The organism is Afipia sp. GW822-FHT04G07, from assembly GCF_058800765.1.
Genome location: NZ_JBXAMP010000003.1, coordinates 67,016 through 87,419 on the forward strand (window position 1 = coordinate 67,016; position 20,404 = coordinate 87,419).

General features: G+C 58.7%; 23 protein-coding genes. 16 read left to right on the forward strand and 7 right to left on the reverse strand.

Annotated features, from left to right (window positions below; translation table 11 throughout):
• Positions 1-711, forward strand: a complete 711-nt coding sequence (gene arsH / locus AC1RKJ_RS22310) for an arsenical resistance protein ArsH (RefSeq protein WP_043854969.1) — start codon at positions 1-3, stop codon at positions 709-711.
• A gap of 39 nt (positions 712-750) precedes the next feature.
• Here arsH and merA read toward each other — a convergent pair whose 3' ends face one another.
• From merA to AC1RKJ_RS22325, 3 genes are all read right to left on the reverse strand, one after another.
• A complete protein-coding gene (gene merA / locus AC1RKJ_RS22315; RefSeq protein WP_292619071.1) occupies positions 751-2,190 on the reverse strand; it encodes a mercury(II) reductase in 1,440 nt (479 codons plus the stop codon).
• A 107-nt stretch (positions 2,191-2,297) separates the two neighbouring features.
• Entirely contained in the window at positions 2,298-2,585 is a 288-nt protein-coding gene (locus tag AC1RKJ_RS22320) for a cation transporter (RefSeq protein ID WP_043854964.1), read from the reverse strand.
• A 17-nt stretch (positions 2,586-2,602) separates the two neighbouring features.
• Positions 2,603-3,004, reverse strand: a complete 402-nt coding sequence (locus tag AC1RKJ_RS22325) for a mercuric transporter MerT family protein (protein WP_043854963.1) — start codon at positions 3,002-3,004, stop codon at positions 2,603-2,605.
• Between the two features lie 93 nt (positions 3,005-3,097).
• Between AC1RKJ_RS22325 and AC1RKJ_RS22330 the strand changes: the two genes are divergently transcribed.
• From AC1RKJ_RS22330 to AC1RKJ_RS22375, 10 genes are all read left to right on the forward strand, one after another.
• A complete protein-coding gene (locus AC1RKJ_RS22330) occupies positions 3,098-3,568 on the forward strand; it encodes a MerR family transcriptional regulator (RefSeq protein WP_052506854.1) in 471 nt (156 codons plus the stop codon).
• A gap of 391 nt (positions 3,569-3,959) precedes the next feature.
• On the forward strand, positions 3,960-4,175 hold the full coding sequence (locus tag AC1RKJ_RS22335; protein ID WP_043854962.1) for a heavy-metal-associated domain-containing protein: 216 nt from the start codon (positions 3,960-3,962) through the stop codon (positions 4,173-4,175).
• Between the two features lie 67 nt (positions 4,176-4,242).
• Positions 4,243-6,696, forward strand: a complete 2,454-nt coding sequence (locus AC1RKJ_RS22340; RefSeq protein ID WP_043854961.1) for a heavy metal translocating P-type ATPase — start codon at positions 4,243-4,245, stop codon at positions 6,694-6,696.
• A 1-nt stretch (position 6,697) separates the two neighbouring features.
• The gene (locus tag AC1RKJ_RS22345) at positions 6,698-7,948 is read left to right on the forward strand and encodes an MFS transporter (RefSeq protein ID WP_292619072.1); all 1,251 of its coding nucleotides are present in this window, start codon (positions 6,698-6,700) and stop codon (positions 7,946-7,948) included.
• A gap of 117 nt (positions 7,949-8,065) precedes the next feature.
• Positions 8,066-8,485 (forward strand): heavy metal-responsive transcriptional regulator, encoded by a 420-nt coding sequence (locus AC1RKJ_RS22350; protein ID WP_043854959.1) that lies wholly within the window; start codon positions 8,066-8,068, stop codon positions 8,483-8,485.
• A gap of 3 nt (positions 8,486-8,488) precedes the next feature.
• Positions 8,489-8,749 (forward strand): thioredoxin family protein, encoded by a 261-nt coding sequence (locus AC1RKJ_RS22355; protein ID WP_043854958.1) that lies wholly within the window; start codon positions 8,489-8,491, stop codon positions 8,747-8,749.
• Positions 8,746-9,444: a cytochrome c biogenesis CcdA family protein gene (locus tag AC1RKJ_RS22360; protein WP_298272459.1), complete on the forward strand. Its 699-nt coding sequence runs from the start codon at positions 8,746-8,748 to the stop codon at positions 9,442-9,444. Before AC1RKJ_RS22355 ends, AC1RKJ_RS22360 begins: the two co-directional genes overlap by 4 nt.
• Positions 9,445-9,558: 114 nt before the next feature.
• Positions 9,559-9,834: a mercuric transporter MerT family protein gene (locus tag AC1RKJ_RS22365; RefSeq protein WP_244468597.1), complete on the forward strand. Its 276-nt coding sequence runs from the start codon at positions 9,559-9,561 to the stop codon at positions 9,832-9,834.
• Positions 9,813-10,130 (forward strand): mercury resistance system periplasmic binding protein MerP, encoded by a 318-nt coding sequence (gene merP / locus AC1RKJ_RS22370; protein ID WP_492793266.1) that lies wholly within the window; start codon positions 9,813-9,815, stop codon positions 10,128-10,130. Before AC1RKJ_RS22365 ends, merP begins: the two co-directional genes overlap by 22 nt.
• A 780-nt stretch (positions 10,131-10,910) precedes the next feature.
• On the forward strand, positions 10,911-12,218 hold the full coding sequence (locus tag AC1RKJ_RS22375; protein WP_200894371.1) for an OpgC domain-containing protein: 1,308 nt from the start codon (positions 10,911-10,913) through the stop codon (positions 12,216-12,218).
• Positions 12,219-12,444: 226 nt separating this feature from the next.
• Here the strand turns inward: AC1RKJ_RS22375 and AC1RKJ_RS22380 are convergent, their stop codons facing one another.
• From AC1RKJ_RS22380 to AC1RKJ_RS22395, 4 genes are all read right to left on the reverse strand, one after another.
• A complete protein-coding gene (locus AC1RKJ_RS22380; RefSeq protein WP_200894372.1) occupies positions 12,445-12,747 on the reverse strand; it encodes a hypothetical protein in 303 nt (100 codons plus the stop codon).
• 129 nt (positions 12,748-12,876) lie between these two features.
• Positions 12,877-13,719: an IS3 family transposase gene (locus tag AC1RKJ_RS22385; protein ID WP_152648147.1), complete on the reverse strand. Its 843-nt coding sequence runs from the start codon at positions 13,717-13,719 to the stop codon at positions 12,877-12,879.
• Complete coding sequence (locus AC1RKJ_RS22390) at positions 13,668-14,018, reverse strand: transposase (protein WP_043855031.1); 351 nt, start codon at positions 14,016-14,018, stop codon at positions 13,668-13,670. The genes AC1RKJ_RS22385 and AC1RKJ_RS22390 overlap by 52 nt, the downstream gene beginning before the upstream one ends.
• Positions 14,019-14,127: 109 nt before the next feature.
• The gene (locus tag AC1RKJ_RS22395) at positions 14,128-14,778 is read right to left on the reverse strand and encodes a methyltransferase family protein (protein WP_011505149.1); all 651 of its coding nucleotides are present in this window, start codon (positions 14,776-14,778) and stop codon (positions 14,128-14,130) included.
• Positions 14,779-15,310: 532 nt separating this feature from the next.
• On the opposite strand from AC1RKJ_RS22395, the gene AC1RKJ_RS22400 reads away from it, so the two are divergent.
• From AC1RKJ_RS22400 to AC1RKJ_RS22420, 5 genes are all read left to right on the forward strand, one after another.
• Positions 15,311-15,712, forward strand: a complete 402-nt coding sequence (locus AC1RKJ_RS22400; protein ID WP_043855032.1) for an SPW repeat protein — start codon at positions 15,311-15,313, stop codon at positions 15,710-15,712.
• 84 nt (positions 15,713-15,796) lie between these two features.
• Positions 15,797-17,044, forward strand: a complete 1,248-nt coding sequence (locus tag AC1RKJ_RS22405) for a porin (protein WP_492793314.1) — start codon at positions 15,797-15,799, stop codon at positions 17,042-17,044.
• A 1,026-nt stretch (positions 17,045-18,070) separates the two neighbouring features.
• The gene (locus tag AC1RKJ_RS22410; protein WP_043855034.1) at positions 18,071-18,625 is read left to right on the forward strand and encodes a sigma-70 family RNA polymerase sigma factor; all 555 of its coding nucleotides are present in this window, start codon (positions 18,071-18,073) and stop codon (positions 18,623-18,625) included.
• Positions 18,622-19,263 carry an NrsF family protein gene (locus tag AC1RKJ_RS22415; RefSeq protein ID WP_043855035.1) on the forward strand — a complete coding sequence of 214 codons (642 nt, stop codon included), beginning with the start codon at positions 18,622-18,624 and terminating at the stop codon, positions 19,261-19,263. Before AC1RKJ_RS22410 ends, AC1RKJ_RS22415 begins: the two co-directional genes overlap by 4 nt.
• Positions 19,264-19,916: 653 nt before the next feature.
• A complete protein-coding gene (locus tag AC1RKJ_RS22420; RefSeq protein WP_043855036.1) occupies positions 19,917-20,186 on the forward strand; it encodes a hypothetical protein in 270 nt (89 codons plus the stop codon).
• Positions 20,187-20,404 lie beyond the last annotated feature (218 nt).

A 20,404-nucleotide genomic window follows, 5' to 3' on the forward strand; every position in this document is an offset into this window, starting at 1 on the left:
ATGCAAGATTTGCCAAACGTCAATGACGAAGCTTTCGCCCTTCCCGATCCTGAATTGCTGCATCGTCCAATGCCAACGCACCGTCCGCGCATTCTTCTGCTGTACGGATCACTGCGCGAACGGTCGTTCAGCCGTTTCGCTACGGTGGAAGCGGCCCGTCTCCTTCAAGCGTTCGGTGCGGAAACCAGGATTTTCGATCCCTCCGGCCTCCCTCTTCCGGACGACGCACCTGCGACCCACGAGAAGGTCCAGGAGCTTCGCGAATTGTCGGCGTGGTCGGAAGGTCAAGTCTGGTGCAGTCCGGAACGCCACGGCGCGATGACTGGGATCATGAAAGCGCAGATCGACTGGATTCCGTTGTCAATCGGCGCGGTGCGGCCGACGCAAGGCAAAACGCTGGCCGTGATGCAGGTGTGCGGCGGTTCTCAATCGTTCAATGCCGTCAACCAACTCCGCGTTCTCGGTCGATGGATGCGAATGATTACGATTCCCAATCAGTCGTCGGTCGCCAAGGCATACGAACAGTTCGAAGAAACCGGGCGCATGAAGCCGTCGCCTTACCACGACCGGATCGTCGACGTCATGGAAGAGCTTATGAAGTTCACGCTGTTGACGCGCGGCGTATCCGGATATCTCACGGATCGTTACAGCGAGCGCAAAGAAGCGGCCAAAAAACTCGCGAAGCGATTGAATCTCGATCAGGCAGTGTAAGGACTGGGGACCGACGTGAAGATGGCACAATCCCCGCCATTACCCAGCGCAGCAGGAGAGTTTCTTCACATCCCGGTCGAACGTCTGCGCCGCAAGCTTCAAGCCCTCGACGGTTGTCAGGTAGGGAAAGATCATTTCTGCCAAATCGTCGATCGACAGCCCACAGCGGATTGCAAGCGCCGCCGTCTGGATGCTGTCGGCTCCTTCCGGAGAAAGAATGTGCGCCCCAAGAAGCTTGCGGGTCGCCCCATCCGCGACAAGCTTGATCAGACCCCGAGTGTCGCGGGCCGCGAGCGCGCGTGGCACGTTGTCGAGCGAGAGCACTGAGGTACGCACGGCGTGCCCGGCAGCACGAGCTTGCGCTTCGGTGACCCCGACGCTGGCGACCTGAGGGTCGGTGAAGACAACTGCGGGCATGACAGTGTTGTCGTAGCGCAGGCTGTTGCCATTCAGTGCGTTCCTGGCCGCGAGCTTTGCGCCATAGGCCGCCATGTAGACGAACTGGTCCTTGCCCGTCACGTCACCAGCCGCATAGACGCCTGCCTTCGAAGTGCCCATACGGTCGTCGATGACGACCGCGCCGGACGATGTCTGCGCGACGCCTGCTTCGGAAAGTCCCAGGCCTTGGGTGTTCGGGGTGCGCCCCGTAGCGACAAGAATCTGCTCGGCGGTCAATACCTCGAGGCCGCCATTCCGAGTGATCGCGAGCGCGACGCCGCCGTCATCGGTCTTGCGGACGAAATCGTAGGTCACGCCTCTCACGATCGTGACCCCCTCATCGGTCAGATAGTCCGCGAGCGCTTGCCCAATCTCCGGCTCGGCCTCTGGCAGAAGGCGACTGCGGAAGACCAGTGTCACCGCGACCCCGGCGCGAGCGAAGGTCTGCGCAAGTTCGGCCCCTACGTAGCCCCCGCCCATCACGATCAAGGAGCGCGGCAGCTCTGTCAGGGCAAGCGCCATCGTGCTGTCGAGCGGCGACACTTCGCCGATCCCTGGAATTGAAGGCAGCGCGGGACGTGCACCAGTTGCAATGATGATGCGCTCCGACGCGAGAAGCCGCGCCCCCACATCGACGCCTCCCTCGACGAGCCGTGCCCGACCTTCATGGTAGGCAACGTTGTTATATTCCGAGAGCAAGTCGGCATACTTCGCCTGACGCAGGCTCGCGACCAGCGCGTCCTTCTGCGCGACCTGCGCAGCCCAGTCGGTGACGCGCGCGCCGCTTTCGATGCCGTCGAACCTGGTCGATGCAATATTGGCGTGATGCACTGCCTCGGTTGCCCGGATCAACGTTTTCGAGGGTACGCAACCGAAATTGACGCAGGTGCCACCGATCGTGCCGTGCCCGACGAGCGCGACCTGCGCGCCCTGCTCGGCAGCGGTGATCGCGGCCGAGAAGCCGGCCGAGCCGGCGCCGACGACAATAAGGTCGTACCGGCCATTGCCGTTGTTGGCACTCGGGTTGCGGGAGTCGGTCATCGCTTCGACTTTCGTATGTTTAGATCGCCTGCAGGAATCTGCGGTGGCAGACGGAATGAAATTGTTACTTCGATAGAATCCATCCCGATGATCGTTCTGATGCGGCCTTACTGCAAGATGTGCGAGGGATAGCCGGCATTGGTGGTCGCGGTGATCAGCGCGGGAACATCCGTGCGACTATCCTCGAAGCGCACCTTTGCAATGACAGCCCCCTCAGCCTCCGATATCTGTACATCAAGCACGCCAGATACGCTGCTGAGCGAGCGCTTCACGATCGGACCGCAAAGCTCACAGGTAGCGTTGGCGACGTTGAGCGTCACGGTTTGCTCGGTGGCGACTGCTGCTCCGGATGACACAAGGACAGCAATCAGTACGACGAGCGGTAGAATCTTCACGGATGATCTCCCTATTTTCAGGTGTCGAGGAAAAGACGAGCGATGTAAGGAAAGCCCACGGCGATGACGATCAAGAGCGTCGCCACCCACAACCCGATCTTCGCGTTTCTGCTGGACGATGGACGGGCGCAGTAGGAGCCTTCGACGCAATCATTCGCTTTCGAATTGCGGTAAACGATATAATAGCCCCATCCAAGACAAGCGACCGCGAGTCCGACGAACAGGGGCTGATATGGCTTGAGCGCGGTCAGATTGCCGATCCACGCCCCGCTAACGCCAGCGAGAAACAAACCGAACGGCACCACGCAGCACGTAGCGGCACCGAGTGCCGCCACGATGCCGCCAACCGACAGCAACGCAACGCCGTCCAAGCGCTTTGGCGCTGGTGGTAGGGCCGAGGTCTCGTCGCGTACCACCATTGAGCATTCTCTCGCAATCGGTCTATGGTGACCCTAGAGTCTGTAGCGACTACAGGGTCAAGCGAAATCTCTCACGAATGCGTGACGTCGATGATCAAACAGATTGATGGGTTTTCGATTGGAGTTCTCTCAGAACGCAGCGGCGTGAACGTCGAAACGATCCGCTACTATGAGAAGATCGGAATCATGCCGTCGCCGGTACGTAGCGCAAGCGGCTACCGCGTCTATCGGCTGGAGCACGCGAGACGATTGCATTTCGTGCGTCGCGGCCGGGAATTGGGCTTTAGTCTCGACGAACTGCGGGGGCTGCTGCTTGTTGTCGACGGCCATACCTGCAGTTGCCGAGAGGTGCACGAACTCACAGTCCAGCATCTCGCCGATATTCGTCAGAAAATTAAAGATCTTCGGCGCCTGGAACGAGTGATGTCGGATATGGCAGCGCAGTGCACGCGGGATCTGGTACCGGAGTGTCCGATCATCGATGCACTCTTCGAGATGCGGCCCGGCGCCTACGAAACGGGCTATGCAAGAGTTCGCGCTGAGAGAAGCTCGAAGAGCAAATGATCCGAAGCCCGCTTGGCGCGAGAGCGCCTCGCTTGCGCGTCATCGGCCAGCCAACTGCAGCGCCGGCCGCCTTGCGACGCCTGCAGCGGCAAACCTAGATCGACGCGGCCAAGCGCTTTGATCCGTTTGAAGACTATGGAGCTGCAGCGTAGCCCGATCCAAGCGGCTGATGCCTGCCGTTGCAAGAGCTCACAAATGGAGAAGTCGACCGACGAGTTGCCAGATGTGGCCGCCGTTTAATTTTTAAGGTCGTCATTTGGTCAAGCGCAGCGACCCAAAGGACGGAGGGCGGGCCTAGCGAAAAGATTCGAGACTCAGCGACTTGACCTAGGAGGTAACTCCAGGGGTTAGCATCGCTCCAATACCGCGATATCTCAAATTGGAGCATCGGATGAAAACGACAACATTCAAAATCGAAGGCATGAACTGCGACGCCTGCGCCAACACGATCAAGAAGCTCGTGGAAAAGGAACCTGGGGTACGAGTGGCCGAGGTGTCGTTCGACGAGGGGTCGGCACGCATCCTCTACGATCCCAAATCCGTCAAGGAGGATCGCCTCGTCGATACGATTCAAAAGCCCGGCTTTCGGGTCGTAGCACGCGATTAGGCATGGTCGTCACGGCCCCGTCTCGCTTTCCCATTCAGCGCGTGCTCGCGCACTCACGGAGACTCCGATGGCTCTTTCAACGGCAACCGCCTCCCCATTTGCGCTTTGGACAGAGGAACCGTCGACGCGACCAAATCGCAGAAAGATTCGCGCCCGGATCGGAGGTCTGCATTGCTCGCTTTGCACCGGCACCATCGAGAAAGCGCTTGGCCGAATGCCGGGCGTCGACAAGGTGGCCGTGAGCCTGACGCATGAACAGGCGCTGGTTGAGTATGATCCAACAATCGCGCGCCCCGAACATCTGCTCCAAACGTTGCGCGACATCGGCTACACGATTTCCGACCCCCGCAAGCTCAGGGCCTTTGAAGAGGAAGAGCACGATCTGGTGCGCGAAGCCCGGCGTTTTGTTCTCGCGGTTGTTCTCAGCGTCGCAGCTATTCCCATCATTGCCGATCCAGCCGTGGGCTGGATCGGATTTCTACCGGCCATGGTGTGCCTCAGTCTCGGAGGGTTTGTATTCCTGGTGTTGCGATCAAGCGGATTGTGGACCGCCATCGGCGCCGCGTTGGGCCTAACGGTCATGGCACTCAGCCTGCTTTACCTCAATCTGCAGGGATATCTGACGGACGCGGCACCTTGGCTTGCGGGTGCCTTGGCTCTGATGCTTGTCTTCGGAGTGGGACGGCACATTCTCTACATGGCCATTCAGGCGCTACGCCGTGGCATCCTTAATCAGCACGTGCTTCTCGAGATCGGCGCGTTCGCAGGTATAGCTGGTGGTGTCATCGGGCTGGTCCTCGATCGGCCCGGCTATCCCACCGCGGCCTTCTTCGCCGTTTCGGTGATGGTCGGCACCTATCATATTTTCTCAGAGTGGCTTTCACTCATCGTGAAGACGCGAAGTTCCCAGGCGGTGAAGCGCCTGCTGGACCTGCAACCTGAGACCGCGCGCGTCGTGCGCGGCACCGAGGAACTGGAACTGCCGATTGATGAGGTGAGGATCGGCGATCTTGTGCGGATTCGCCCCGGCGAGCGCATCCCCGCAGATGGTACGGTGGTCGACGGTCATTCCGGCGTTGACCAATCATTGGTGACCGGCGAGGCCGTCCCGATCGAGAAGACCGCAGGCGATTCCGTCATCGGCGGCTCGATCAACAGCACGGGCACCCTCCTGCTGCGGATCACGGCGATCGGAGAAGGCAGCTTCCTGCATCAAGTGATCCGTCACGTTGAGGACGCACGCGCACTGAAGCCCGGTCTTCTTCATCTCGTTGATCGCGTGCTGCGGGTCTACACGCCGACCGTTCTTTTGATCGCCGCCCTTGCCTTCATTGGCTGGCTCATCGGCTCCTGGCTCGGCACGGGTTCTGTGGACGTAGAACGTGCGGTGTTTGCTGGTCTGAGTGTCCTGGTGATGGGTTACCCCTGCGCCATCGGCATCTCAGCGCCGCTCTCCATCGTACGCGGTGCTGGTCAGGCTGCCGAGCGCGGCATTCTGATGCGGACTGGCGAGGCCTTCCAGGGCTTCCGAACGGTGACGCAAATCATCCTCGACAAAACGGGTACGCTCACCGAAGGCCGTCCAACGGTGCGCGAGATCAGAGCGGTGGATGTAAGTGAGCAGGAACTTCTCGCCATTGCCGCCGCCGCCGAGGCATCCTCGGAGCATCCGCTGGCACGGGCGGTGATCAAGGCGGCTTTCGATTACGGCGCAACGCCTCGCGACGTTGAATCATTCGAGGCGTTCCCCGGAAGGGGTATCATTGCATGCATCGACGCCCGCGAGGTCTTCGTCGGCAGTCCGCGCTTCCTCGCCGACCTCGATATTGACCTCACGCCTCTTCGTGAGGCCATCGAAAACCTGGAGGCCGCGGGACGCACCGTGATCGCCGTCGCTCGGGATGGACGCGCGCTGGGCATTGTCGCCTTGGGCGATGCACTCCGACCGGACGCCGTCTCGGCCGTCGCCGCGCTGCGCAAAGCAGGTCTCAGGACGATCCTCGTCACCGGTGACAACGAGCGCGCGGCACAGCGGGTCGGCCGGGACGTTGGCATCGACGAGATTCACGCGGGAGTCTTGCCACAGGACAAGGCCAGAATCGTTCGAGAGCTTCAGATCAACGCCCGGGTCGCGATGGTAGGCGATGGCATCAACGACGCCCCCGCTCTCATGCAAGCTGATATCGGCATCGCCATGGGTAGCGGCACCGATATAGCGATCGAGTCAGCGGACATCATCATCCTGTCCAATCGTCTCGATGCGCTTCCGGTCGCCCGCGATATCAGCCGCCGGAGCTACAGCAAGATGGTTCAGAACGTCGCCCTCGCCTTTCTCTTCAACGGCCTCGGCATTCCGCTCGCCGCCACCGGCCTGATCCATCCGGTGTGGGCGATGGTGGCGATGGCCGTCAGCGTCACTGCGATTTTCATCAACTCGCTATGGGGAACGCCGCGGCTCTTTTTTGATGCGATCCGGAGTGTCGGGCGTCCGATTGCTCGCACAACATCGCAGGCGGCGTGACATGGCACAGGATGATCTTGTGAGAGTGCAGCGAATGGCGCTGGGCGCGATCGACGGTCGGCGGCGCGAGCGCCTCCTGCGGATGCTCGCCGCGGCGACCTTCATCATCTTCTTTCAGGCCTACATGGTGGCGCCGATCATACCCGTCCTGTCGAACGCCTTCGGAACCTCGGTCCAAACCGTCGGTCTCATCGTGCCAGCCTACCTGATCCCCTATGGGATCGCGACCCTCGCGTACGGCATTCTGGCGGATCGGCTCGGTATCCATCGCGTGATGTTCGTGTCCTTGATGGCTTTCTCGGCGCTCACCATGCTGACGGCAACCGCGCAGTCCATTGAGCAGCTCACACTGTGGCGGACCGTGACTGGAATCGGCGCGAGCGGCGTCGTTCCGCTTGCGTTAGCACTGGTAGGACGGCTGTATCCCTACGAACAGCGGGGCCGACCGCTCGGTTGGCTGTTCGGCGCGATGGCTGGCGGCATGGCCTTCGGTTCGCCACTGGGCGCGATGATTGTGCCGTTCGTCGGCTGGCAAGGCTTGTTCGTCGTGGTCGGGGCTGTCGGCGCGGTGCTTCTGCTTGTCCTTCTGCCCTATCGATCCGTCATTGCCGCCACGGCTCAATCGGTGACCGGTACGCTCCGGGATCTGGTCCGCGGCTACAAGGATCTACTCGGCACGCCGCGTGGGCAGCGCACCTATGGTTTTGTCCTCGTCAACTCGATATTCCATTCCGGCGTCTTCACCTGGCTTGGCGTGTACTTCGAGCAACGATACGGCGTCGGGCCCATCGGAATTGGCCTCGCGCTCCTCGGTTATGGCGTGCCCGGCCTCCTGTTCGGGCCGCTGATCGGTCGGGCGGCGGATCGCTTCGGCCGGGCCAGACTGATACCCATTGGTCTGTCGCTGAGCGCTCTTGCGGCGGCGGCACTGATGCTCGGCTTCCCGATGGTTCTCGCCCCCATCGTCGCGATGGTCCTGTCTTTGGGCTACGACATGACCCAACCGCTTTTCGCGGGAATTGTTACCTCGCTCGGCGGCAAACGTGCCGGGCAGGCGATGGGCTTGAACGTCTTCATGCTCTTCATCGGCTTCGGACTAGGAAGCCTCATCTTCGGCGAACTGCTTCGTTACAGCTTCGCGGCCGCGTTGGGCGTGTTCGCAGTCGTCGAGATGACCCTCGCCTTGTTGTCCTTGGCGTTGTTCCGTTCCGAGGTCCCGTCCGCGCGCCCAACGATATCCATCCAAGGGTGATGCAGGCTGGCCTGGATACCATATCCAGACCGATGCGCGGCAGGCGGCTGACACCCCAATGATGCGCTTGACCCTGGAGTATACTCCGGGGTCTAGAACACACGCTGGAGAGACTGCATGTTCACCATCGGCAAATTGGCTTCCCTCACAAGCGTCAGCAACGACACGTTGCGCTATTACGAACAGGAAGGCCTGGTCGAACCTGCAGGGAAAAGTCCTGCTGGTTATCGGCTGTACGACAAGGACTCGGCACGGCGCATCCGCTTCATCAAGCATGCCCAGAACTGCGGCTTCACGCTTGCCGAGATACGCGATCTCCTTGTCTTGCGGGGACGCGACAAGGCTTGTTGCGGCGACGTCCGCACCCGAGCCGTCGAAAAGAAATTGCAGATCGAAAGCAAGATTCGCGCGATGAAGGCGATGTCCAAGGCGCTCGATCAACTGATAGCCGACTGCGCGAACGAAACCCAGCCAGTAAACGAGTGCACGATTATCGCCGCTCTGGAACGAGCCAACGTCAAGACACCGGTGCATTGATCCATGAAAGTCGAGATGTTCTATACCCCCGGCTGCTCCGAATGCGTCGTTGCGCACGCCAGGCTCCGGACAACCGCTCAGGAAGCGGTGAAGAATCTGGTGTGGCGAGAATTGAATGTTCTCGATGAACTCGATTATGCGGTCGAACTCGGCGTGCTGACGCTCCCATCCATCGCGGTCGACGGAAAACTCATTTTCACGTCAATGCCGACTGTAGCGCAACTGCGCACGGCGCTGATCGAGCGAAGTAAAGGGCGCGAATGATGGATGCAGAATCGCTACGGCTGGCAGTGGAGCATGCGGGCGGCGCCGCCGCGGGCGTCGCGTTTCTGACCGGGCTTGTGTTCAGCTTCAATCCTGTTGCTTTGGCTTCGATCCCGGTTTCGCTCGCCTACGTCACCAAGGGTCGGGACAAGGACCAGGCATTCCTGTTCGGCGCCATGTTCATCCTGGGCATGGTTCTCACCCATGTGGTTCTCGGCCTGATCGCAGGATTGGGCGGGAAATGGGTCGCGGATATCGCTGGACGAGGCTGGGGGCTTTTTCTCGGGCCGTTGTTGATCATCCTGGGCCTCATGTGGGCTGGTTGGCTTCGGATACCGCTGCCGTCGTTCGGCTTTCGGGCAAGCCGCCCAGCCGCCGCGTGGGGAGCTTTCCTTCTCGGAATCCCGTTCGCCATCGCGGTGTGCCCGATCTGCACGCCAACCTTGGTGGTGTTGCTCGGTGTCACGGCGGGAATCGGGTCGGTCTGGCTTGGAGTGGTGTTGCTTCTTGCGTTCGCTCTCGGCCGCGCCGTGCCCATCGCCATCGGCGCCTTCGCCGTCAGTTGGCTTGAAAACCTCAGCCACTTTGCCCGATACCGGCGAGGTTTCGAGATTGCTGGTGGCGTGCTCCTGATCGCGATGGGCTTCTACATGTTGAACGCGGTGTACATCTGGATTCCCGAACTGGCGGTCTGACAGGCTGGCGTTATGACGAGCAGAGGTGCCGATAGTTCTCGCGACGTAACGCGCCTACAAAATGCCGCCGCGGCGGGTGGTGCCTTGGGCGCTGTCGCGGCGGCGTCGTGCAGCATGTTGCCGCTGCTTCTTTTTACCTTGGGAGCCAGCGCTCCATGGATAGGCACGCTGGTTCGGCTCGCCCCTTATCAGCCCTATTTCATTGCCGTAGCGGTTGCCTGTCTTGGGTGTGGATACTGGCTGTGGCATCGCTCATCGAACCAAAAAAGAGATGCGGCATGCTCAACTCGATCGGCGAGTAAATTCGTAAATCCCACGCTCGTCGTCGCGACGATATTGGTTGTCGCTGCGATCGCGTTCAACGTCCTTTGGCCCGTGCTGACATCATGATGGAGAGATCAATGACGAAGTTCCCCACTTCGCTTGCGCTCGGGTTGCTTATCATTTCCTCCGGCGGGGCAATGGCGGAGCAACAAACCGTCACCCTGGCGGTGGACAACATGTACTGCGAAGCCTGTCCTTACATGGTCAAGAAGACCATCGAGAAGGTTTCCGGCGTCTCAAAAGTCACCGTTTCGTTTAAGGAAAAAACGGCGATCGTTGTGTTCGATGACGCGCGGGCAGAGGTCAAAGATCTGACGAATGCGACGACCAGCGCCGGCTTTCCTTCGGCGCCGAAACGCTGAACGTCCGGGGCGGCATAATCCAACTTTCGCCAATGTGTGCCTCTCGAGGGCGCTTACGATCGTCTCGCGACGAAGCCCTACCTCTTGACTGATGTCGGAATCGGTCTTGTGACGCGGCGTCATGCGCAACGTCTCTTCTATCATTTCGCGGAACAATCCGGCGCGATTGCAAAACGGCGGTGCCTTCCTGACAAAAAGCTGGGCATCGACGGGAGCCCGACCTCACCATCTGGTCTAGCAATGCTGCTCGATAAGCCTGTCGGTCTTTCCCGGCTCGGCGAAGATCACCGCGACACGATCACCCATCCTCCTTGCTGCCGTCGAACGGCTTTTCATTACCCCGGCACCAGATGCTGCGGATCGGTCGCCCGCTGATCGAGTGTCCCGTCATTCGAGACAATTCCAGGACATCAATTTATCACCACCACTTTCCGCTGAGAGAGTCGCCCTGCCGCTCACATCAGCGTGAACTTGTAACCAACACGGTGATCTCTTCGAACTTCCTTGTGGGGATTGTCAAATCACCGCGCTGACAGACTACATCGCGAGATCGCCGTGAGGGTTAGCCTTCACAGCGGGTGCATAAGGTTATCACTCTGGACAACGGGGCTATCGTCATCGAGCCAAACACAATTTTCGGGCTACACCGACCTACTTACAAAACGATCCCTCCACAATGCGCCCGGATCCCCGACATCGGTTCTCCAAATGCATTCCGCTTCTTCGAATAGTCGTTCGAGCGCAAACAGGGCCACCGCACGCAAGCAGTCGGAAGTTAAAATGGTACACACGCCGGCAAACAACACTCTTCCAATCAGCGGACGCGATCATCGTCTTGATCTGTTTCGCGGCATCGCTAACTGGGCGATCTTTCTTGATCATATTCCAAACAACGTTGTCGCGTGGATCACGATCAGAAACTACGGCTTCAGTGACGCGGCTGAGCTTTTCATCTTTATGTCAGGATATATGACATCGCTGGTTTGCACGAATATTATGCGGCGGCGCGGCTTTGTTGCGGGAATGTCCTGGTTGATGAAGCGCGTCTGGCAGCTTTACGTCGCTCACATTTTCTTGTTTGTGTTGTATGCGGCCATGATCGGCCATATCGCACAAAGTTACGATAATCCTACGCTCATAAATGAATTCAATATTGCCGGTTTGGTGAGCAACCCTTTCGACGTCCTTACCCAGGGCTTGCTCCTCCGTTTCAAGCCCCTTAACATGGACGTTCTCCCCCTCTACATTGTCCTTTTGGCAGGTATCTTGCCAATTTTATGGCTCATGTTGCGGTTGCCCGATGCTACGATGTTGGGATCATTGTATCTCTACCTCGCTGCGCGACATTTCGGCTGGAATTTGTCCGCCTACCCCGAAGGAGCATGGTATTTCAATCCCTTTACGTGGCAGCTGCTGTTCGTTCTTGGCGCATGGTTTGCTGTGGGCGGCGCAAAGCGATCACGCCGTCTCATTCGTTCACGAAGTCTTCTTTATGTTGGAGTCGTCTATTTGCTATTTTCATTCGCAATGACGATGGCCGGTCATATCCCGAATCTGGCGAATGAATTTCCAAAATGGCTCTTTGACGCATTCAATCCAAATGACAAGACCGACCTCGCTCCTTACCGCGTGATCCATTTTGCGTTCATTGCACTGTTGGCGACACGGCTTCTGCCCGTGAACTGGAGCGGCTTGCAATGCAGTATTCTTCAACCTCTGATCAAATGCGGAGAACAGTCTCTCCATGTCTTTTGTTCAGGAATTATCCTGTCATTCTTGGCCCATTTCGTATTGGAGTCAGGCTCGCAGACCGTGTTGGCACAAATCCTCGTCAGTGTAGCTGGACTTTCGATAATGACGGCAATTGCGTACTTCGCGTCTTGGTCCAAGACGTTCGATAAGCCACGATCGCTCGCATTTTTAGGGCACTCCGGGAGCGATGTGATCGAGACCGCTGACAGCGATGATGCTGAAGTGCGCTCCAAAACCGTACTTGCCTGGAGCGACCCGACTTTTCTTACGAAAGGTAAGAACGGCGGGTACGTGGGGATCGGCAGTCGCAAAAACGTTCACTTGAAGTGTCAATAGCTGGCCGTGATATCCTACTGATCGCCGGCAACGGCGGCTTCAATGCTCTGCGCTGATAAAATCGCGAACAATTTCTCGCAGGTTGGTTACGCAATGATTGATACTCGGTCGGGTGGAAAGGTAATGTCGCAAACGACACTAGGATCGCGCGTTCACGAGACACGACGCCTTCTCTCCGGACCGACAGCCACAATTTACCCGGCAACGTTTTTCCTGAGCCTCAGGGTCAATGTCTGTCGTCAGAATCGGTTTTGTGAACACCAGTTTTGACATTTGAACTGCCCGTGTCGTTCTGATTGCCACCCATATTTTTCATGCACAACATCATGATTGCACACGGCAGCAAGAACAGCAGTGGCAGCAGTTTTCCAGCGCTCTGCGTGCCGAACGCGCCACTGAACACAAGGATCGCACCGACGAAAACGACCGCGCAGACCGCAAGCCCGCTCCATCCACTGAGCCAACCTCGCTTTCTGCCGGCCGCCGGAGAGCCAGAAGATCGGGTCGTCAGATTTCTATTCAGTTCCATTGTTTCATCTCCTTTCAAGAGGACAATGTAATCTCTCCAACAATTGGAAGGTCAGGGTGCTGGTTCTCGGCCTCGACGCTCCATTGGACGACAACTGGAGTGGGCCCCTGGTGCCGGACAGAAATCAGACTACTGATTTGACCATGGCCGGGTATGTTGCTCCTCGAACTGCACGGGGCTGATGTAGCCGAGCGCGGAATGCAGGCGGCGTTGATTGTAAACGTCGTCGATGAACCTGGGAAGCTGCTCGGCGATGTCGTCGAAGGTCTCGAATGCCATCGGATAGACCGCCTCGACTTTGAGTGTCTTCATGAAGCTCTCCGCCTTGGCGTTATCGTACGGGTTTCCGCGCCGGCTCATCGAGCCGACTAAGTTATGGGCCGCCAGCAATGCTTGATAGATACCAGATGCGTATTGCGATCCGCGGTCCGAATGATGAATGCATCCTGGTCGCGGACGCCGTCGCTCGATCGCCACCTTCAGCGCCGCGAGCGCGAGCCGCGCGTCGATCGACCTGCCGATCGCATAGCCGACGACGCGGCGTGACCAGGCGTCGAGGATGATCGCCACATAGGCAAAGCCGCCGATGATGGCGACGTAGGTCAGGTCCGCTACCCAGAGCTGGTCCGGGCCATCAAGGATGATATCCTTCGAACGATCCGGGAAGATGGGCTGATCATGGTCGCTGTCGGTGGTGGCGATATAACGCCTGCGGCGGCGCGGCTGAAGATCGTGCTCGCGCATCAGGCGCTTGATCCGCTTGTGGTTGGCGATCACGCCTCGATGGCGAAGCGCCGCCTGCACGCGGCGCCAGCCATAGGCTTCGAACTCGTCGCAGATCGCGGTAATCGCGTTCAACAGCTCGACATCGCCAGTGCGCGCCGCAGGCGCATCATAATAGGTTGATCGCGCGATGCCCATCAGCCGGCATCCTTCAGCGATGGACAGGCCGCGGGGCCGGTGATCACGGATGTAGTCGCGCTTCTCTGCCGGGGTACGTTTTTCAGAGCCCCTTTTAAAAACTCCAGTTCGAGCGCCTGACGGCCGACCAACCGCTCGAGCGCGGCGATGCGCGCTTCATATTCCTGGACCAGATCCGCAGCGCGCGCGTCGTCGCCCAGCGCGCCGGCCTCGTACTTTTCGACCCAGATACGGATCAGGTTACGCGAAAGGTCGTGGCGCTTGGCCAGGCCGTGAAGCGTCTCGCCACTCAGAAATTCCTGGGCGACCTGGCGCTTAAACTCAACGCTGTGGGATCGGTGTCTCGGCATGGGCTTTTCTCCAAAAGCCCGGCCACCCAGTCAATTCAACTCTGCTTACCTGTCCGGCACCAGGGGCCCACTCCAAACACTGGTCAGATTGAGCGGTCCTTTGCCGCCTTCAAAGCATCCGTCGAAACGAGTAGTTTCTAAAGGCTACGCGCCAACCGCGGTGATCCGGCCAGAACATCGGCACCCGTCTTTGGTAGCTCCGATATTTATCACCGTACTGTTGGATCATCTGCTTCTCCTCCATTCTGGCCAGGAGCCAGTACGCGCCGACGATGATAGGGAAGGCCGTCAGTGAGAATAGCGTTGGCCAATGCACAACACTTTCGCCAAACAGCGCCAGAAAGATGCCAGCGTATTGTGGATGGCGCATCAAGCTGTAAGGGCCACCCCTGGCGAGCCGCCCTCTCGCTCTCGCTCGATACACTTCACGCCAGCCGGCGATGATCAGAGCGGCTCCAAAAAAGACAACAGTGTAACCGAGAGCCATGGAAGCTGGCATTACCCACCAACTGCCCGTCAGATAAACCCAGAGATTGCCATCCCAAAGATTTCCCGCGACGTCCAGATTGAAGACTCGGGCTAATAGGTAAATCGTGAGGGGAAATCCATACATCTCGGCATAAAATGCGATGACGAATGCCTGCACGATTCCAGCGCGAGTCCACTCCCGCCAGCCCTTCGGCACGACAAGGCGGTAGAAACACCACGATACGACAACGATTGAAATCGTGGCTCCTCCCCAGAGTATATTTTCGTTCATTTATCTGCCTCGTACCGATTCTTGATCGGCCAAAACGCCCCGTCTCCTGACGCGCGCGTTTGTCTCTGCAATCGCCGCGTTTATGGACGGCCATCCGATGGCCTCAACGCGATGCCCGACCCCGCGTTTTAATCAATGAGTCGGAACAATAGAAGCAGTGCATATCGTTTCTTTTCTCGGCTCCCGCCCGAAACGACAAAGCTATGCGTCCTCACCGCTCGCGGCCCGTCTTTTCGCGAACCTCGATCGCTCCTCGCGCGCCTGTTATTAAGTTAGTTCGAACAGAGCGAACGCATGGTTACAGGCCGTCGTCGGATTCTTTGAACATCGGCTTCAAACCCGTCATCGCAGGAACGCCCCGCGCCGGCTTGGCTCATGCCGGCCTCTCCAGCCCCGCGAACGATTAGGCCATGGAGCATGCTATGGCGTTGTCCTCTGGGCTCCCAAGCGGAAACCGCTGGCACATTTCCGTCGAACGAGACTATACTGTCGTTACAATAGTGTGGTGTGGCCTTCACGAAGCGAGGTCGCCATGTTCCAGCGAAACCGGAAAACCGAAGCTTTCGTCGATTTCATCAATCTCGCATTGGGCGGCTTTCTGATCTTGTCGCCGTGGTTACTCGGATTCAAATCGCAACTCGGATGGCACACATCATGGATGGCCGGCGCCGCCATTGGCGTCGTCGCAATCTTTTCGATTGCCGACCTTTTTGACACCGTTTCAATTCCGGCGTTTTTCGAATCGGAAGAATGGATCAATCTGACGATCGGATCGTGGTTGGCAATATGCCCGTGGGTCCTCAACTTCAACGACGATACCATGGCGATGCAGGTGCATCTCGTGGTGGGGATCGTCGTCGCAGCCATTGGCGCGGTCGAGCTCTGGGTGATCCATCACCGCCCCGCGGAAAAGGAGCGTGATAAGCTTTGTTGAATTCCAAGACAGGACGAAATTGCAAGTAGTCGCGCGGGGGAGCCTACAATGCGGAAGGGTGTACTGCTCGGACTGGTCGTTTTGGTGTTTTCGGTCGGCGGCGCGGCGGGTGCAGATTTGACGACGAAGGCGCGCACTTCCGTACCCGCGTTGCCGTCCTGGTGGGATACCGTCACCATAACCGGCCATGTGCAAGCGGGGATCACCTTCAATGAGGGGCCTTCCGGCGGCATTAATTTTGGCCACCTCTTCACCGATAAGGCCAATTCCCTGTTGATGAACCAGGCGCTGCTGACGGTTCAGCGTCCGCTCGATCCCAAAGCGAGCGGATACGATTTCGGATTCAAGTTCCAGGCGATGTACGGCTCGGATGCCCGGTACACGCATTTTCTGGGTGAGTTCGATCAATCGATCAGCGGCCGCAATCAGTTTGACATCGTCGAGGCCCACGCTCTGTTTCATTTGCCGTGGCTCACGTCGGGTGGCGTGGATGTGAAGGTCGGACAATACGTAACCCTGGAAGGCGCCGAAGTTATTTACGCGCCGGACAATGCGCTCTACTCGCACTCCTACATCTTCAATTTCGGCATTCCGTTCAAGCACACCGGGATCATGACGACCACCCATCTAACGCACCTCCTCGATGTTTATGCTGGCATCGACACCGGTGTGAATACAACCTTCGGCAACAGGTTCGACCGCTTCAATGGCGGCGACAACAACACGGCTGCGGCGTTCCACGGTGGGATCGGACTCAATTTGATGGACGGCGCGCTGACCGTGCTGGCGACGACCCACATCGGCCCGGAAAATCCCAATGTCTCGTCGGCCGTGCTTGCGGGTGTCAATCCGAATAGGGCTCTGCGTTATCTCAACGATGTGACGATCGTCTGGAAGGCAACCGACAAGCTCACGCTCACCACCGACCTGAACTATATTCGTGAGGACGGCTTCAACGCGGTCGGAAGCGGCGTCGCGCAATACGTCACCTATGCCCTCAACGATTGGCTCAAGATCACCGGACGCGGAGAAGTCTGGCGCGACAACAGTGGTTTCTTCGTTGCCGCATTCCCCGGCAACCTAGACTTTGTCAGGGTCGAGCATGGCAATCCGTTGGGTACGGCGATCGGCGGCGGCGCGACCACCTACGGCGCCCTGACGGTCGGACTTGCGATCAGGCCCCCGGTACCCAAAGAATTCGACGGCCTGGTTGTCAGGCCCGAAGTTCGTTACGATACTTCGTTGAACGGAACGACGCCATTCGGCGCCGGAACGAAGCGTTCGCAATTTACGTTCGGCGGCGACATCATCATCCCGATCAAAATCAGATGATTACGCCACGAGTGGTTGCGCGAAACAGTGGGTGTTGAATCGGGTACTCGATCGTTAAGACCCGATGCGATGATCCCATCGCATTGGTTTGATCCCCTGCGCGGCGCTGCCGCACGTTCTCAAAAAAGACGTAGGTCTCTTTATCGGGATCGGACCGATCGATTGCACTTCGCGGAGCAGTCAGGCAGCCCGCCCCGTGCTGCGGGTGGCCTTGCCCTTGTGAGGCCGGGAAAATTATTCGCACGACCAGATACCCGTTTTGGGTCCTCCGCGATAGTTGCAAGTTTTCGGGCGCGGACGTGGAGCAGCGGCCCGATCGGTGCGGGGCATCACAGGTGCCATCTGCTCCGCGGTCGAGGTCCTCTGAGGACCCAAGCGTGCCTCGGTCCCGGTCGCGCGCGCAAAGCTTGGCGATGCTGAAGCGACCAATAACAACGACAACAATGCAACCAGGCTTGATCTGCACATTTTTACCTCCCACGATTCCTCAGCCGTCCGATCCTGAATGGACCGCACATGAATGAATTCGGAAACGAAGCTGCGCCGGTTACAGGTCACGACTATGTGAGCGCGGTTGAATTCCTCGCCGCGCAGACGGAAGTTGCGGGAAAGGAAAGAGGTTGGGAGATCGGACGGAACGGTATCATTTCCGGCCGACTTCGCATCCACACCTGCATTCAACCCGCCGTCCCGACTGACGCCGGATCAGCAGCTTTCGCTCGGTGCCGAAGTCGGTCGGGCGCCACGTAGTCGCCTGACTTGGCCTGTGAGATGGAAGATGGTGTTAACGTAGGTCGCTAACGGTTCATCTGACGGCCCGAGACATTGCGAATCCGCAACCCGCGCGCAGTCAGATGCAAGCTATACTCCCAGCAGAGTTTTTGAAGTCCGAACGGTTTGATCAATGGACGCATTTCCATCCGACCCCCACTTCGCGATTGAGCATGGCTTTCGCGCCGCGCGGGCCTCACGATCTCGTGAGAGTGTAACCGTGGGCATTCTTCATTCGAATTCAAAGAGGGAGAAATGACGAAGGAGTCCGACCTCAAAGCGCTCATGACGGCGAGCCTCCAAGGCGACTCCATCGCGCATCGATCGCTGCTGACGGCTTTGAGCGGACATCTGCGGAGCTACTACAAGAGCAGACTTTTGCGATCCGGACGCCCGGCCGAGGAAACTGAAGACCTCGTGCAGGAAGCCTTGATCGTCATCCACACGCAACGTCACACCTACGATCCGGAGCAGCCGCTGACGCCGTGGGTGTACGCCATTGCCCGCTACAAGCTGATCGACCATTTGCGGCGCACCAGGACCACGACGGCGGACGTGCCATTGGAAAACGCCGAATACATCCTGGCATCCGACGACAACGCCGCCGCTGAAAGCCAACTCGATCTCGCCAAGCTCTTTGAGAGGTTACCGGAACGAATGAGACTTTCGCTCCAATACGTGAAGCTCGACGGCCTGAGCGTGGCCGAGGCCGCCGATCGTAGCGGGATGTCGCCATCCGCCGTCAAGGTCAACATTCACCGAGGGCTGAAGATCCTCACCGCATTGATTGCACGGGAGACCAAAGCGTGAAAACCAATGAATTGATTTCCATGCTCAGTTCGCAGGTCGACCCGGTCGATACGCGGGAAGTTGTCCGGAACGTCCGGATTGCAATCTTGGTTGGCGCCGCGGCATCCCTGCTGGCGGTGGTTTTTGTCCTCGGCGTTCGCACCGACCTCAACGAGATGCACGCCCAAGTCTTCCTGGTCGCAAAACTGGCCTTCAGTTTGTCGGTCGTGATTTTGGCCTCGCATTACCTGGTCAAGTACATCCGTCCCGGCGGCGAATTCCGGGTCCGGTTCGCCCTCACCGTCCTGCCGTTTCTCGCGGCCATGATCATCGCGGCGATCAGTCTGGCCACGGCACCGCGGTCGCACTGGGAGACCATGGTATTCGGCAGCTATTGGCTTGAGTGTCTGATCGCCATCCCGACGGTCGCGGTCGTGCCGTTCGCCGCCATCATGTCGGCGGTTCGCCGCGCCGCGCCTACGGACCTGGTCCGCACCGGCGCGCTTGCAGGACTCGTCGCGGGCGGCGTCAGCGCAACCGCCTACGCTTTGCATTGCATGGATGACCTGCTTCCCTTCATTGCGCTCTGGTATGGTGGCACAATCGTTTTATGTACGGTCACCGGCGCCGTGCTCGGGCCCAAATTGCTGCGTTGGTAAATCGACGGACCATCCGTCAGGTCGCGGAACTCCCGAAGGCGGCGCGAATCCGACCCGCGGAACCCTCGACAAGATCGGCTGCGTGTTTGGATTCCAGATCGGCTTCATCTCGAGACGGGAAGCCGTGCCATCGGCGGACGTAAGTGCGAAGACGATACCTGACCTCGGGTTCGTTGATGCCGATGGACTCCTGTCGGCTGCCTGATCTCACGAGATCGTGAGCTTGTAACCGGACGCACCCTTTTCCCGAACTAACAGATGACGCTCGCTTTCCAGGGTGAGCGCCAAGACGTGGGTGCATAGTGCATGAACGATCGGGAAGACGCGACGGTGACCATGTTAATGCCAACGTTGGACGTCCAACGCCGAATGCTTGGCACGTTTGATTCTCGCAGCCGTACGCTGTGGCTGGTCTTGGCTGCATCGGCGTTGCTTGCCGGAATCGCGTTCAACTGGCGGTGGCTCGTGGTATCAGGTGCCCTGCCATTCCTCCTGCCAGTCCTCCCCTGTCTGGCCATGTGCGCCCTGCACCTATGTTCTCGTGGCAACAATGCCTCGGGATGCGAGCGACGCGAAGCGTCGCAATCTACTCCAAACCGCACCGCAGCCCGCGTTCACCACCGACGCGCGCCATTCTTTAGAAAGGCAACAAAATGAAGATCACCACTCTCATCCCGCTCGCATTGATTGCGTCGTTAGCGGCTTCCGCCGCCGTCCAGGCGGACGAAACGTCCACGCCACCGAAGACGCCGACGGAAACCAATCAACCCATGATGGGCAACGGCTCACAAGGCATGCAGGGAATGATGGGCATGATGAGCCAAATGCAGCAGATGATGGAAAGCTGCAATCAAATGATGAAGGCCAGCAACGAGCGTCACGACAAGCAAGATGCACCGAAGCAAAAAGACCGTCACGGCTGAAACAGCCGCCGTCCGATCATCATGCCAATCGATGAACTTTGCATTCGGAAAGGCGTCCATGAATCGTTCGGCCTCGGCATCAATCGGCTTTCGGGGCATCGAATGACCATTCAAGTGGGTCTTTCACATCGCCGTGAGCCTGTAACCGGTCCGGTGTCCGGTGCGATCTAATCGGTGGTTCGTTTGTACGATCTTCGACCGGTGGACTGATGTGCCCG